We start from the raw sequence: 13,906 nt of genomic DNA, 5'->3' as shown, positions 1-13,906 counted from the left end.
TATTTTTTTCCGCTTAAAATAGCATTCTCTGCAATGATACAAAAAAGTATCATTGCAGGGTAAATAAAAAAGTTGAAATTGCTACTTCTTAGGCTTACTTCCGTCGGGATTTTTCTTCTCCCCTGAAGTGCAGATCATATCCTGTCCCGCCTGGCGCATCGTCTGCATGATTGCAGCAGCTTCTGCAAACTCATTCATGCACTGACACGCTTTAACCACTTGTTCACCCGGTTCAGCAGGACACTGATTGCTGGTATCGCATTCGTGGTAATAGTAGTTGTACTGGACGTTTGCCCCGGTTCGGGTTTTATCAGTCGTACCGCTTACCGTCATGTCAGGCGTCTCTTTAACTTTCCGGGTTTTGCAAACATTCGTACAGTCTCCAACAGTCGGCATCTTCGGCCAGAAAAGTTCTCCTGCGCCGTAAGAAACGTTGCCATTTGAGAACATTTTGTCTTTGTAATCACCAGGCGTGACTGTTTTGTCGATATAAGCTTTACGCTCTATCACGTTGTCGAAGTTGTATGCAGTCTTTTTGTTGCAGCGGTAGGTTCTTTTTTTAGTGAACCAAGGGCGTTGAACCACGATGGAGCAGAAGTTGCCTGTCAGCGTCTGAGTTGGTTTAATGGCGGTGAGTCCTGTATTGATCCCACCGCTGAATGTAGTGACACCATCTACATTTTCATCAACAAGATGACAGCTATCATCCTGCTCGTAGACGGCACATGTATTAACTGTGCGTTCCTGCCCTTCTCTGCACGTCAAGTCAGCCTTTATTCGCACAAGTGCATAGCCTTCACCTTCTCCCGAAACCTCCACGCGAATTTTAAACTGCACCGGACCGGCCTTGTTGAAATGCTGCCTGAAATCGAGATTGGGATTAAGGTTCCAGCTTGTGTTAAGTTCACATTTACCCGGAACTGCTCCGGCATCATTCCAGGTGCCGTAAGGGCCGTTCCAGACGACTTTGTCGTCCTTCCAGACCTGCATCCAGTCATCAAACTGTGCGTTTACAAGCGTTGCGCTGGCAATACGTGAGGGGTCTTTTAAAATGAAGTTGGACTTTACCTCAAAATATTTGCAACTCCCGCTCCAGTAGTTGTCTCCCTGCTTACCTAAAACCAACTGGAGGCAGTCGTTGCCGCAGGACTGTACAGAGCCTTCACCACCATCAAATTGAATGATATCGGTAAGCTTAGGCTCATCGAGTGGAATGATGCGATTCACCTCACAGCTTTTCAGATCATAAGATTCATCCGGGTTAAAGCTCCCGCCCACAATAGCCTGATAAGCCTTGCTTGATTGCTTTTGTGAATTAGCATCATTGCTCATTTGGTTAGCATTCGAATTGTATTTCAGGGCTGTCTGGCCGCTGCTGCTGTTAAAGAAGCCATTGCTGTCGTTCATTGCGCATGCACCACCATCCCCGCCGGTAAATGTGGCCGTCACACCGTCCACGCTAACAGCGCTGACGGCAAAGAACGGATTTACCTTAGCCAGTGCCTGCGTTGCACCGCCACCAAGATCGCTCAGTACCTGACCCATGTTGCGCCAGGCTAAACTGCTGCCGCACTGGTTGTTAATGCAGTAACATCCGCCCAAGTCAGTCATGGCAACCCGTTGCCTTCCAAGCTGGTAGGTTTTACTGTCAGCAATCCAGCCCCATGAGGTACAGGTAGTGGTTTCGTTGGGATTTGAGCAGGTCATGAATCCGTTACTACATACAGCAGAAACGTCATAATTAGGGGAATATACGGTATCGAGTTTTCCATCCATGTTTGCATCCTGCATGATGTTCAGAATGCGTAAATCGCCGTTCCCCATTGGTTGACCGATGATCTTGAGAAACTCAGAAGAACCTTTGCACATAACCTGCCCGTTAAACTCACGTTTACCGTCAAGTGTTTTCATTTTTGTTTCCCCGACCACAGGACGTATCTGGCTGGTGTTAAGCGAAGATGCTGAGTTGGTCTGACCTTTCACGGTATTACTGAGTGATGAGGCGATATCTGAGCTTTTATTGATATCGGCCTCATTGACTGCAACTTTTTGCGCATGCGCAACAAAAAGGGGGAGCGCAAGCGCCCCCACGATGACATTACGCAGCAGGAAATTCATGCATTTCCCCTTTGGCCGCGTTCAGTTGCTTCCGAATATGGTCTGGAATTTCAATGCCGGAAAGCCGTGACAGAGCTTCTACTGGCTCCATTCCGGCATTCACGAGGTTGTTGTAGGCAGCAACGTCTTTACCGTCTGATGTATTGACCCAATAACGCCACGGATCAACGCAGAGCCTAGCCACACCCATACCAAGAGGACTATCAATAAACATTTCACCGTAGCGCGGCCTGACGTTTTTTACGCTGTTAATCAGTTTTAAAGGAAAACCGCCTGTGATACCTGGAAGTGCCTGCAAGCCAGCGGCCTCGGTATACATTTTGGATTCAAGGTAGTAGCGCCATTGGGCGTTAGCCTTCGCAACATCGCCAAGTCCGGGTAACGTTGCGAGGTCAAGGGCAGACTGGAGAACTATACCGAAAGCGCCACGGTATTTACGTGCGCGGCGGTAGCCTTCTTCAACCATGCTGGCAAAACCGTCCATTGAAATGTTGCCCACCTGCTTGACCATAGAGGCGATTTCTTCAAACAAAATAATACTTGGCCGTGAACGATCTGAAAGATACAAATCCTGTGTAATGCTGTTCATTAACTGCATCACCATTGGAAAGAACAATTGCTTTACGCTACGCAGTTTTTCGATGTCGGCGCAGACAAACTCATCGTCTTTGATATTAAACTGCGAAGGGCCGACCATGAATTTTTCAAAGGCACCCCCTGAACCAAAATTGTGCAGAAGATATGCCAGGTTACGTGCTTTCAAATCTATTTCAGGGAAATCTGTTTCATCGTCCTTCTGATAGCTGCGAGATTTAAGAAATTCAATGATGAAGTCTGTGCCCCGTAACTGATCACCCTTCTTGTGCGCCATGACACATGCCTGATTGATCAGGTTGGCCTCAATTTCATCAATTGCCTTACCTGTGTATGAGTAGGCACATGAACCAAAGACGATTTGCGCCATAGAAATGTTCTGTGCGAAGTCCTCTTCATCCAGTGCAATGAAATCCAGCGGATTCATGCAGATTGGCTTTACAACTCCAAAGTCGATGAAGCGCCCCTTACGCATGTGCGTCAGCTTTTTGTAGCTTTCACCGAGATCAGCTATACGGACTTTTGCACCCGTTGAGGCGTAGCTGTCTACCAAGTCATTCAGCGTAAAGGATTTCCCCCCCCTGTTTCCGCTACAACGTAGAAATTATGAGCATTGGCTCGCTTATCAAACATGTTAAGAGTGACAATCTGCCCTTTGCGCCCCTGATAAACCTGAACTGGATCGCCACCACCTCTGAAGTCACTTTGCACAGGCAGAAAGCGTGTAATGTTTTCGAAATCAAGATAGTAGTAACGGTCGATGTTTATTAAGTTCTGGTCGATGTGGTAGAGGCCAAAAGGTAGGCCATGTATGAACATGGTCTGTGCCAGCTTGGTCTCTTTCATCAGTGTGAAGTCTTTGGCATCCCATAGTTTAATTGCCTGCGCGGTTGCGCTGCGTACTTCAGCAGGAGTATCACCGAAAACCATCAACTGAGGGATCATGTACGCAAAGTTACCGCCGTTTGCCATAATTGACTGCATGCGGGAAAATTCATTGATACGCGCGTTAAGAGCGTGAGCCAATCCTGCCCCCACCTTTTGGAACATTGTTTGCGTGGCTTTGCTGCCAATCTCATTTTTTAAATCGTCGTATACGATAGTCAGCGTGTATAAATGCGGGTATTTGATTTGGTTCATGTCATCCATAACCCCCATGAACCCACCGAGCAGTTCATTGGTACGTAATGGATCATTTTTTTTCTGCGGCACTTCATTTGGATAGAGGCAGTTAACGTAGCGCTTGCCGAACCGCGAGGGATATGTAGTGAAGTCATCCAGGGGGCGATGTTTCTCGACTGCGCCGTTGTTGTCGTCCCTGACCGCAGCATTATTCGACCGGAACTGTTCACGCAGATAACGATGCGGGGTGTACTCAGGGTGTGAGACTTCGCCGTTGAAGAACTGAGCCAGCCATGCGAGTAAGTCATTTGCTTCCCAGCGGCGCGGTGCAAAGCCTGCCATTGAAAGCCCCTGTTCTACACTTACAAGAGTGTCTTCCGGGATACGCTGCTCATTTTTTAACGTCAGAAACAGACGATAATTTCGGATTGGAATGTTGGCCATCTTACTGACGCCTTTAGTTCCTTCCTTAAGATACTTCTCCATCTGCTCTATGGTCATGCAGTTGATCGGGTCGCTTTGGTCTCTGAGACTCTTGTACTCCTCAATCACCGGCGTAAGGTTGTCATCAGGAAACAGTATCCACTGCATGACTGTCCCTTTAGGGAACGATGTTCGAATGATGCCGTGCAGAGTATCGAGTTTATCCGGCCCGATAAATGGCGGTGGCACCAGTTCCCAGATCCAACCTATCGTGTTATCGAAATTCAAAAAGGCGTGAGAAACGACTTCTTCATCGCTTTCATCGCTTTTCATCATTTTTGAGTAGCTCAGGTACGGCAGGTAATTTGTGAGTACATCGCGCTCAGAAAGCTTTAACACATCGGACTTTGACACTACATCTTTTAAAAATACGTGGCGGTCAAGGAGGTTTTTAACAGTATCGAGCATGATTGGCTCCGGGCTACTTTGAAAGGATTTAACTGATAAGAGCAGCCCTGACGAATCAGGGCTAAATTAAGTGTCGATCTGAAGAGAATGTGTCTTTTAGCCTTATCTCATGCCGCCACTAAAAAAGTTTGGTGATTGAACATCCTGATTTAGCTGGTATTGACTAAGTACAAATTTCGGACCTTCCAGCATCGAGTAAACGTAGCGCGGCATGTAAGCAATAGTTGAATCGAGGCCGGGGCTGTAGGACATGATCAGTGTGCGAACGACCGTAGGTTTTTTTACTACCGGCGTCTGCGGGTCTTCAATCAGCTTGGCCGTTTGCTTATAAACACGGTCACGATAAGTTTCATAGGAACGACTTGCTGCTTTCTCTGCCTGCACGGATTCGCTCGCCGCAGAATTAGCGGCAGATCCCTTTGGGTCGTCTTTGACGCCGTCCTTAGTAATCTCATGGCCGTAATTAGCGCCTGTTACAGCCTCATCGTAAGCCGCCTCAGATGAGATACATTTGCCATATCCATCTTCAAGCTTGCAGGCAAAATCATTGTGATAGGGCAGAATGGAACAGCCAGACAAAAGCAATGCAGATAAAAGCGTGACAAGCGCGAAATGCGTAGTTTTCATGATTTAATCCTCACTTCTTTAATTTCAAGTTCAGCGGTTTCCTGAATGAACAGAGTCACGTCTTTACCCGCGCCCGTCTCCATCGTTGGGGCAGTCTGTTCAACGAGTTTCAGGAGGTATTTACTCACTTCAGTAAGGCCGCTACCTACGCCAGTTGCTGCGCCACTCTTTGCCAGTTCATCGGTCTTGAAAGTGTTCACGGAACCTAATGGTGAGACGTTCTGAGTCGCGCCTTGTGTGCTGACAAAATTACCGAACCCCTCGATCGATTTGGCGAATACGGCAGAAGCTAAAAGAGTACCGGCGCGTGAAACCACGCGAGCCGACATATCGCGTTTACCGTCTTTGTCAGAAACAAAGCCTTTAATTGGCCCTTCAACCACATATTTTTTTCCAGAACCCACGTCATTAGTGATGCAGTTCATAGACACAGGAAGCGTTATCACGCGCTCAGCGCTGAGGTTTCCGTTTACGTTGGCTACGGCAAAGCAACCTGCAAGGTTCATTTTGATGTAGTTAGGAAGCTGTGCCGGTGTCTGAACTCGAAACATAACTGTCTGAGGATTTTCAGAACCAAACTCCCCCGTCAGGGCATTAACGCCGACGAGCAGGCGGGCTTTCATAAATCCAACCGGCAACTGGATCTTTCCCTTTTTTGCTGAATCATCCTTCTCAGCCACAGGTGTTGAGGCAATACTGTCGTCCTGCGAGATTTCGCCTACCCACTGCGGCTGTACCTGGTCTTGCTGCTGCTGAGTCTGTTGAGACTGCTGCCCGGAGTCGCTAAAGCTTGCAGGGGGAGGGTATGCAGCCGCGCCAGGATAACCGCCTGATGTGTTATCGCTAGCGGTCTGACCGTTATCGTTAGCACTTCCTTTTGCTGCTTCACCGCTCGCGGCTGTAACCTGGTCACTGCCGGTGCCAGTTCCGGTAGCAGGGGATGAATTGGCAGGGGGATACAGACCCAATTTTCCATCAACAATAGCTTGCTGCAATGCATCCTGAACTAACTTATGCGTCTCTTCTTTGGAATCTTTAATGTCTTTTTTGAGATTGTTTACAATATCCTTCGAAACAATATCTGTTTGCGGGGTGGTTTCAACGTGAGTAGTCTCTGGGACTAATTTATTCTTGTCGTCCTGGCCCGTAACGTAATAAATACCCAGCAAAATAAGACCGCCAGCAGTAATAATGCCGTATTTGCGGATATTGTTACGAACGTTAGATGGCTGTTTATAAAACCATGCCCTTAACTTACTTGCGATTGTCGGTTTTTCTTCAAACATTACATGGACTCCCTGTGAATGATAACGAGAGAGGATTGCTGGCCGGTGCTTAATGAAAGATTTTCCGAAGTGATGGCAAATATATTTTCGCCATACTTTGAATTAAGAAAGAACGTTTCTTTTAGCTGCACATTATTTAATGCACGTACCGTATATTGAGTACCGCGCAAGCCAGTACCACCAACTGAAACTTCACGTTCTTCACGTAACTCTACAGGCAACAAGCGGCCGCGTTCATCAGTGACATTACGCAGCCAGGCACCCTTGAGAGGACGAACTTCAAAACTGTCTGGCAAACCGCCTTCGCCACCATCAGTGATCATCTTCTGAGTCAGCATCAGTGCGGCTTCTTCAAGTGATAAAGCCCCAAACATTGCCTGATTATCTTTGATTTTGCCTTTGGTGTTAGAACCTAAAAGCAGCTTGTGAGGAGGGCCAAACTCAGGGGTGACTACAAGCTCATAAGTGCTGTCACCGCACGTAAGAAAGAGTTCTACAGGCTCAGACAAATAACGGTTTTGCCCGTTGGGAAGCACCAGATATTTGAGTTTTACATAAAAACCGCGACGATTACTTGCAACGTCTGCAACGACAGGTTTTTCTTTACTGAAAACAGGTTTAACCGCCTCTCCACTTTCACAGACAACACGGTTAACGTCGCTGTTAGAAAGTGTCACTTGCGTGGATATTTCAGGTAGAACACGCTGGGTATTATCTGCATATGTTTTTGCCTGTGTTGCGAAAGAGCAGACAGCAGCAGCCAGCAGGCTTAACGCCATAATTTTATTCATGGGAATCAACCTTAATTAATATCGAGAATCCAGAAGCGGCCATCTGCAATCGTGTAATCAACATACATTTTTACTGGTTTATCAGGCTCGAAAGAGTCACCAATAATCTTTTTAACGTTTGCAGTAAACGAAACGCGGTGAATATTTGGCGCGGACGTTTTATAACTGAGGTTTTCAGGGTTATCGGTCATTACACGGGGTATTTCCGTCATCAATTCGCGAAGTTCAGAAACGCTGTTAAATGACTTAAAATATTCAACGCGCTTTTCAAGTTTTTCCCGCATTCCTTCACTTCGGTCTGGAAAAACCATGCCGAGTAATTCAGCGAACTTAGCGTCAATAGTGCCGCGCGAAACTGTACCGTAGTTTCCAACGATGAGGCGGAGCATCCCTGTAACATAAGATGCGTTTGCGCTTGCGCCAGTAAGCATCATATCGGCGGATGTAGCGCCATAGGGTGCAATCACGATAGTTTGCTTTTTTTCAAGTCCATCGATTTTGTAGTAGTTCACGCCGCAGATTAAAGCGATGAGAAGAATCAGCGTACTGTTACGCTTATCGGAAGCCGTTTTTTTCTGGTCATCATTCATTGCTTCGCCTGGCTTCGCGGCTAATGCAGGTTTCGATCCTGGCTTAAATACTTTCATTGCTATTCCTCAAAATGCTTGGCTGAAGAATTTGGATATCCGTGTAACTTGACCAGGCCATAATCAATAAGCGTATGACGGAAGAATCCTCTGCCCTGCTTGCGTTTGATTTTTATTGCCAGAATGGAAGCCGGAAACGTTACCAACCAGCTAATCCCGCCAAGCTGCATGCTCACCAGATAAGCAGCGATCAGCAGCATCCATTCATCCCGGTCAAACCAGAATATCTGGATAGGAAGGTGCGCATATTTGATAAACCGGCCTGTATCGAATCCGTATTCCATTCTGTTTTTCCTGTTAGTTGATCAAAGCACCGAGCGAAGTTGTCAGTTCGTCGAGCTTAATCAGGCAAGAACCACCAATTGCATACGGCAGCGCACGGACCCAGCCCTCGTTCATCTTCGTTGCCGCAGTTGCAATTAACCAGCCGCCACCGACAAAGCCGATTGGGCCTTTGGCGACCTTATTAATCGCAATGTCATAGATGTTGTAGCCGAAGCTACCAGCGGCAGGAGTTGTGAATGCATGTGCTGCATCGCCTACAGCCAGAACAGCCAGCCCTACAGCAGCCAGGGTAATAACTTTTGTGACTTTACTGGTTTTCACCAGCTTTAAAGCATTGGCTGCCATTACAGGTGTTTCTGTAGCAGATACGTTAACTGCACCCGCAGCGGCCAGATGTGAACGGTGAAAAAGATTCGCGGTTGTGGCTTTCAGCTTTTTGAACATAGTGACTCCGGTTTATTTTGCAGCTTTGGTTGAAGTTGCTGAGGTCGTTTTCAGCTTCATGATGTTTTCGAGGATCTTGTCTTTGGCAAAGCCGACAACCTTCACAGGGGTATCGGTTTCTGCGCCAAACAGGAACGAAGGGGTGCCATTAACGCCGAGCTTGGAAATGATTTCCTGGTGCTCTTTGATAACGCGGTCTGCCTGTTCACAGGTCTTCAGAGACTTGTAATTGGCAACCTGCAATGCAGTTGCTTGTTCAAGTGATTCATGTGGAAGGGCATCAGAGAAGGCATACTTAACAGCCTCATCTTTGTTATCGGAGCAAATGATGTGTTCGATTTTTGCTCTTGCCAGTGGGTGCCCCGGATTAACCATAAAAATGAGCTTGCGATGCAGCGCTCCATCAGGGTCGGTCTGCTTCAGCCAGTTATCATATGCATGGCAGTAAGGACAGTCGGGGTCTGTAAATTCGTAGTAGGCCGGTGCATTAGCTGGCCCAACAGAAATTGCTGAAGAGAAATCGATGGTTTTGATTGTTTTGCCGATAAGCTGGTTTTTGCTCTTTTCGGTCAGGTTTTCACCGTTCTTATTGTACATTTCGCCAAAAATTAAAACGCCTTCGTGATCAGGAGTTTCCGGCGCGAAGTACATGATATTGCCGCCAGTTTGAAGCTGGAAAACTCCGGGCAGCGGAGATTGAGAGAAATCAGTAACGTTCAACTGGGAAAAAGATGCCTTTAACTCAGCTTGAGCAGCATCAAGATCCTTTTGCGCTACTGATTTCTGTTGCGCATGCGCAGCGTCTTCAGGCTTGTTTGCCTGTGCGTCCTGTTGCGCATGCGCAACAGAGACAGCCAGACCGAGGGAAACAGCGGCTGCGATAAAATGTTTTTTGCCGATCATTTATTCTTGCTCTCCAGTCTTAAAAAAATTGATTCCGCAGATTCAACCGTTGTTACCGGCTTATTCACTACGGGTTTCGAAACGGTTTTTTTCCGCACAACGCTTCGCTTTACGGATGTACTACGAATACTCGGCTTGGCGTTCAGGCTTGGAGGGATGGCGTAATAACCAAAATTATTCGAATTGAATAATTTGTCAGCTTCACCAGTGGGGACCATGTAGAACTCACCGCCCCCCTTCTGAATGATGCTTTCAGTAGGTGCGCCATATGCAACTGACTGAGAAGCAAGAATGCTTAGCAGAACAGCAGAGATACGTTTGACTCTCACCTTTTGATTTCTCCTTTATGATACAAATAAGTATCATTAAGGGGGATTATAATTAATTTTTGATTTGGTTCAATGGAATGAAAGTGATTAAATTGAAAATAATACAAAAAAGTATCAGCAGTGAAGTTATGTTGTTGATATGAAAGGGTTATTTAATTTTGCTTGATTGTAATTTGGAGGGGCTTAATTTGGCTGGAAAGTTGGGAGTTGCACCCCGTGGGACTCACAGGGTGCGAGGGATTAGTCTTTATGATTCTCTATGTATCTGGCGAGCGCAGTATAGATAACGCGATTTCCCTTTTGGTTATCCGTTTCTGCAAGTTCCTGAATGTGCTTAGCGGTATCTTTGCGCACCCAAAAACCAACAGTGGGTGCATCGCTTGGGCTGGCAAAATAGCGGGGAGGCAGTTTTCCATCCAAACGTTCTTTAATAAACCATTCAGCAGCATCGGATACTAACTGAGTTTTCATCTCACCTTCTGAAAAATCAAGAAGTTGTTGGATTCGGTCTGTAATTTCTGGCTCGACCTTTAGCTTAAAAAAATGCAAGTCATTGTTCGAAGACATTTCATGTTTCCTGTTTATAGTTGTGTTGTGATCTTGATGGCTGCGTGCCTCCTCATTCAGCAATGCCTATACCTCCTTAGTGAAAGCTTTATCCTTAAACGACATATGCAGGTTGTTTTGATACGCGTAATTCACAAGCGCAGTAAAAATGATTTCCGTTGGTGTTACATTATTGTTATCGGCCAGAAACGCAGCTTTCTCTTGCACTTCTGGCTCTATGAATACATTATACGAATAAGTATCATCAGGCGCAGGTTTCTCGCATGAGATTTTTCTGGATTTGCGATTTACGAATTTGCTGACAATTTCATTTTGGAGTTGGTAAAGGGTTTGCTCACGGGATAAGGCTACCAGACGCAGGTTATAAGCGATGGTCTTGTTAAACCGCTTCAACGCAGTTTTTTTCATCGTTTTCACGCCAGTGTTAACCTCGATCATAGCTCACCTCTGTTTGATCCAATCACGATCCAAAAATTACGGGTTTTTACTCCGGGCGCTACCGTTATTGCCTGTAATATAGTATGATTTTTCTCAAATTGTTAGAAGGGGAAAGGATCATGTATAACTGGCCGTTGAGTACAGCCGTTTCTCTAGCTAATGAGAACTTTTTGGACAGTGTGCAGATAGTGTTTGAGCATAACGCAATCAGCCAACCTTACTCTATACGTTTCAAAACTAAATGCGGTGATCGTGCTCGCCTGGTAACGACACACACCTCATCAGCAAAACGTAAAGTTCGTGGCTTTAGCAATACCTCATCTGCGCGGAACTACCTGGAAAAGAACTTTCCACAGTATGAGCAAATCCTGAAGGATACGGTTATCGAAGAATTGAACTAAGAAAAGACAAAGCCCGCATCATCTGGCAATGAAGCGGGCCTTTAAATTGGGCGGTAGTGTCGGACACACCCCGCTGTAATACCTAGCAACCTTCAATGTTGTTCTTGTTTGGCGACGAGGCGCAACAATGAGGGCTTGGGATTATTATAGCAAAATTTTAGGGTAAAAAAAGACCTGACACTGCCAATTTATCCCCTTATTGGGCTTTTTGGCATGGCTTCTACTCTAAAATTAGCCTTACATGATACTGAAAAGTATCATGAAACCTCTCCTGATGCTTTTTTCGAACATCTTGGCGGCTTACGTCCGGCTGCATATTGTCGGTGGTTTTGGTACAGAAATGACGATCCTGATGGCCGTCATCTCTACATACCATGCGGCCAAACCCGCCGTCAGCGCATGTCTGTTTCCAGCCTTCAAGAGTTTAGAGACAGGGTGCCGGGACAGATAAATCAGTATTACACCCCAAATGTATTCTTTGACTGGCGCAAGAAAGCTTTATTGGCTGGATTCTGTGCAAACTACGTAGAGATCGATACGACCTTAGATCGAGGTTTGCGTCCAGATGAGTGCGAGCGGGTAAGGAATGAAGTCTTTGAACAGTTAAGAAAATCAGCTCTACCCCTTCCATCCTCTGTGGTTGAAAGTGGCTCAGGGGGACTTCACCTGTACTGGACGTATGAAATGCTAGATGCATACCCAGCCAGGCAAGCGCTCTGGACTAAGGTTTCACATGCCTTAACTTCTGCTTTTACAGGAGGTGAGTTATGGAAAGTCGATTATGCTGCTTCTCACGACATTACGCGCTTCTTGAGAGTACCCGGCTCTGTTCATGCGGAAACCGTTTGTGACGTTCGGGCTTTCAGACTTAATGAACAAGATCTGCCTTTTGATGAACTAGCTGCACAACTTAACGTTGCGCCAGTTGAACAAAGGGTCAGCTTTGGTTCAGCAGTGAATGAACCAGTAATTCAAGACTCCCGCCAAACCGCGTCATCAGGCTATCACAGCATCAGTGCATGGTGGCTACGCATCTACTGGCACCTCTATAACCATTTACGCAATGTTGGCAGGCTTAAGCAAGGAAACAGAGACAGTGTGGCGTTCATAATGTTTGTTGCCCTACGCCGCACAGTTTCACTAAATAAAGCCTGGGCGCGTATCAAAGAGATCAACTCAAGTCACATTGGTCTTGATGAGCGCGAACTTCAAAGCTATCTAAGCACAGCCTCAAGAACACTCTACCGATACAAAAAGGAAACTCTTGTTGAATACCTGAAAGCTGCAAACATACCGGTTCCAGACTTCCTACAGGGTGAAACTGTGAACTGGAAAGTGAGCAAGGGACTTGATGCTGAAGAGATACGTTTAAGGCAGTCGAAGGCTGGCATTAGCAGCGCCATGAAGCGGCGCGAGAGTACGTTGGAGTTAATAAAGTCTGCTATTCAAAGTGGAGCCAAAAAAGGGCACGAGATAGCGTCTTTAGCAGGTATTTCGTTGCGAACTGTACAGCGTTACGTAAGCAGTAACATTGCGTCATTCGCTAGTCTTGTATATCCGCCCCCCCGTGGGGATGATGTAACTTAATTAGTTTCTTTGGTTAACGGTCTAACCTTTGATGATCTCTTGACTGCTGAGTTCGTCTGGGTGCTGGCCCGGTCAATGCGTCTGGGTGCTGCCCGGTCAATGCGTCTGGGTGCTGCCCGGTCAATGCGTCTGGGTGCTGGCCCGGTCAATGCGTCTGGGTGCTGGCCCGGTCAATGCGTCTGGGTGCTGGCCCGGTCAATGCGTCTGGGTGCTGGCCCGGTCAATGCGTCTGGGTGCTGGCCCGGTCAATGCGTCTGGGTGCTGGCCCGGTCAATGCGTCTGGGTGCTGGCCCGGTCAATGCGTCTGGGTGCTGGCCCGGTCAATGCGTCTGGGTGCTGGCCCGGTCAATGCGTCTGGGTGCTGGCCCGGTCAATGCGTCTGGGTGCTGGCCCGGTCAATGCGTCTGGGTGCTGGCGCAATTTATCGCAGCGAGTGCGGTTAAAATTGCGCATGCGCAACAGTTTAAGATGAATGGAAACTAACGGGATACCTTTTTGACGGTTGCTATTAACTCACCGCCTGTGAGTTGATACTTCTTCCCATCAATCAGCATGATCAGAATCCTTATGACTTCTGCATTAGAGGTTTTGGGGGGCAAGTCGTACATTTCCTTAAATCTTGTAAGTGCTGATATGTCATCACCATGCAAAATCGTGTTTAATCTAGCGCCGCCAGCATTAATCAGCTTCTCCATCGATTTTTTATACAATTCAGCCTGGCTCTTGGGCGCTGTTTTACCTTTAGGTCTACCGACCTTTTTAGATGAAGTAATCAAAATCATTCCCCGCTATGATACTTTTTAGTATCATAAGGCAATGTGAGGCATATTGGTATCATTTGATTAAAAAGTTCATCTATTTTCAGCAGGTCCGTTT

Annotated in this window: 17 protein-coding genes; 3 read left to right on the top strand and 14 right to left on the bottom strand. The window is 46.7% G+C overall.

What is annotated here, in order from left to right:
- Positions 1-81: 81 nt before the first annotated feature.
- The 13 genes from C1N59_RS22295 to C1N59_RS22235 form a co-directional block, all read right to left on the bottom strand.
- Positions 82-2,118 carry a conjugal transfer protein TraN gene (locus C1N59_RS22295; RefSeq protein ID WP_394522057.1) on the bottom strand — a complete coding sequence of 679 codons (2,037 nt, stop codon included), beginning with the start codon at positions 2,116-2,118 and terminating at the stop codon, positions 82-84.
- Positions 2,099-3,265 carry a TraG/VirB4 family ATPase gene (locus C1N59_RS22290; protein WP_394522056.1) on the bottom strand — a complete coding sequence of 389 codons (1,167 nt, stop codon included), beginning with the start codon at positions 3,263-3,265 and terminating at the stop codon, positions 2,099-2,101. Before C1N59_RS22290 ends, C1N59_RS22295 begins: the two co-directional genes overlap by 20 nt.
- Before the next feature lie 5 nt (positions 3,266-3,270).
- A complete protein-coding gene (locus tag C1N59_RS22285; protein ID WP_394522055.1) occupies positions 3,271-4,725 on the bottom strand; it encodes a TraC family protein in 1,455 nt (484 codons plus the stop codon).
- Between the two features lie 102 nt (positions 4,726-4,827).
- The gene (locus C1N59_RS22280) at positions 4,828-5,352 is read right to left on the bottom strand and encodes a TraV family lipoprotein (RefSeq protein ID WP_394522054.1); all 525 of its coding nucleotides are present in this window, start codon (positions 5,350-5,352) and stop codon (positions 4,828-4,830) included.
- Entirely contained in the window at positions 5,349-6,638 is a 1,290-nt protein-coding gene (locus C1N59_RS22275) for a TraB/VirB10 family protein (protein ID WP_394522053.1), read from the bottom strand. Before C1N59_RS22275 ends, C1N59_RS22280 begins: the two co-directional genes overlap by 4 nt.
- Positions 6,638-7,429, bottom strand: coding sequence for a TraK domain-containing protein (locus C1N59_RS22270; protein ID WP_394522052.1), 792 nt, complete (start codon positions 7,427-7,429; stop codon positions 6,638-6,640). The genes C1N59_RS22275 and C1N59_RS22270 overlap by 1 nt, the downstream gene beginning before the upstream one ends.
- An 11-nt stretch (positions 7,430-7,440) precedes the next feature.
- Complete coding sequence (locus C1N59_RS22265) at positions 7,441-8,076, bottom strand: TraE/TraK family type IV conjugative transfer system protein (RefSeq protein ID WP_394522051.1); 636 nt, start codon at positions 8,074-8,076, stop codon at positions 7,441-7,443.
- Between the two features lie 2 nt (positions 8,077-8,078).
- The gene (locus C1N59_RS22260; RefSeq protein WP_089529221.1) at positions 8,079-8,360 is read right to left on the bottom strand and encodes a hypothetical protein; all 282 of its coding nucleotides are present in this window, start codon (positions 8,358-8,360) and stop codon (positions 8,079-8,081) included.
- Between the two features lie 13 nt (positions 8,361-8,373).
- Entirely contained in the window at positions 8,374-8,805 is a 432-nt protein-coding gene (locus C1N59_RS22255; protein ID WP_394522050.1) for a conjugative transfer protein TraE, read from the bottom strand.
- Between the two features lie 12 nt (positions 8,806-8,817).
- A complete protein-coding gene (locus C1N59_RS22250) occupies positions 8,818-9,708 on the bottom strand; it encodes a disulfide isomerase DsbC N-terminal domain-containing protein (RefSeq protein WP_394522049.1) in 891 nt (296 codons plus the stop codon).
- Entirely contained in the window at positions 9,705-10,037 is a 333-nt protein-coding gene (locus C1N59_RS22245) for a hypothetical protein (RefSeq protein WP_394551318.1), read from the bottom strand. Before C1N59_RS22245 ends, C1N59_RS22250 begins: the two co-directional genes overlap by 4 nt.
- 240 nt (positions 10,038-10,277) lie before the next feature.
- On the bottom strand, positions 10,278-10,604 hold the full coding sequence (locus tag C1N59_RS22240; protein WP_089529217.1) for a hypothetical protein: 327 nt from the start codon (positions 10,602-10,604) through the stop codon (positions 10,278-10,280).
- 66 nt (positions 10,605-10,670) lie between these two features.
- Positions 10,671-11,042, bottom strand: coding sequence for a hypothetical protein (locus C1N59_RS22235; protein ID WP_394522048.1), 372 nt, complete (start codon positions 11,040-11,042; stop codon positions 10,671-10,673).
- Positions 11,043-11,161: 119 nt separating this feature from the next.
- Here C1N59_RS22235 and C1N59_RS22230 point away from each other — a divergent pair, with 119 nt between their 5' ends.
- The 3 genes from C1N59_RS22230 to C1N59_RS22220 all read left to right on the top strand — a co-directional run bounded on the left by C1N59_RS22230 (position 11,162) and on the right by C1N59_RS22220 (position 13,513).
- Positions 11,162-11,443, top strand: a complete 282-nt coding sequence (locus C1N59_RS22230; protein ID WP_394522047.1) for a hypothetical protein — start codon at positions 11,162-11,164, stop codon at positions 11,441-11,443.
- A 213-nt stretch (positions 11,444-11,656) separates the two neighbouring features.
- The gene (locus C1N59_RS22225) at positions 11,657-13,030 is read left to right on the top strand and encodes a hypothetical protein (protein WP_394551316.1); all 1,374 of its coding nucleotides are present in this window, start codon (positions 11,657-11,659) and stop codon (positions 13,028-13,030) included.
- Between the two features lie 39 nt (positions 13,031-13,069).
- Positions 13,070-13,513 carry a hypothetical protein gene (locus C1N59_RS22220; RefSeq protein ID WP_394551314.1) on the top strand — a complete coding sequence of 148 codons (444 nt, stop codon included), beginning with the start codon at positions 13,070-13,072 and terminating at the stop codon, positions 13,511-13,513.
- Here C1N59_RS22220 and C1N59_RS22215 read toward each other — a convergent pair.
- On the bottom strand, positions 13,510-13,806 hold the full coding sequence (locus tag C1N59_RS22215) for a hypothetical protein (protein ID WP_394522044.1): 297 nt from the start codon (positions 13,804-13,806) through the stop codon (positions 13,510-13,512). The genes C1N59_RS22220 and C1N59_RS22215 overlap by 4 nt on opposite strands.
- Positions 13,807-13,906: the final 100 nt, after the last annotated feature.

Source organism: Pantoea sp. SGAir0183, from assembly GCF_043545505.1.
Note: the sequence above shows the minus strand (reverse complement) of the source record. Positions and strands in the feature narration are given on the sequence as shown.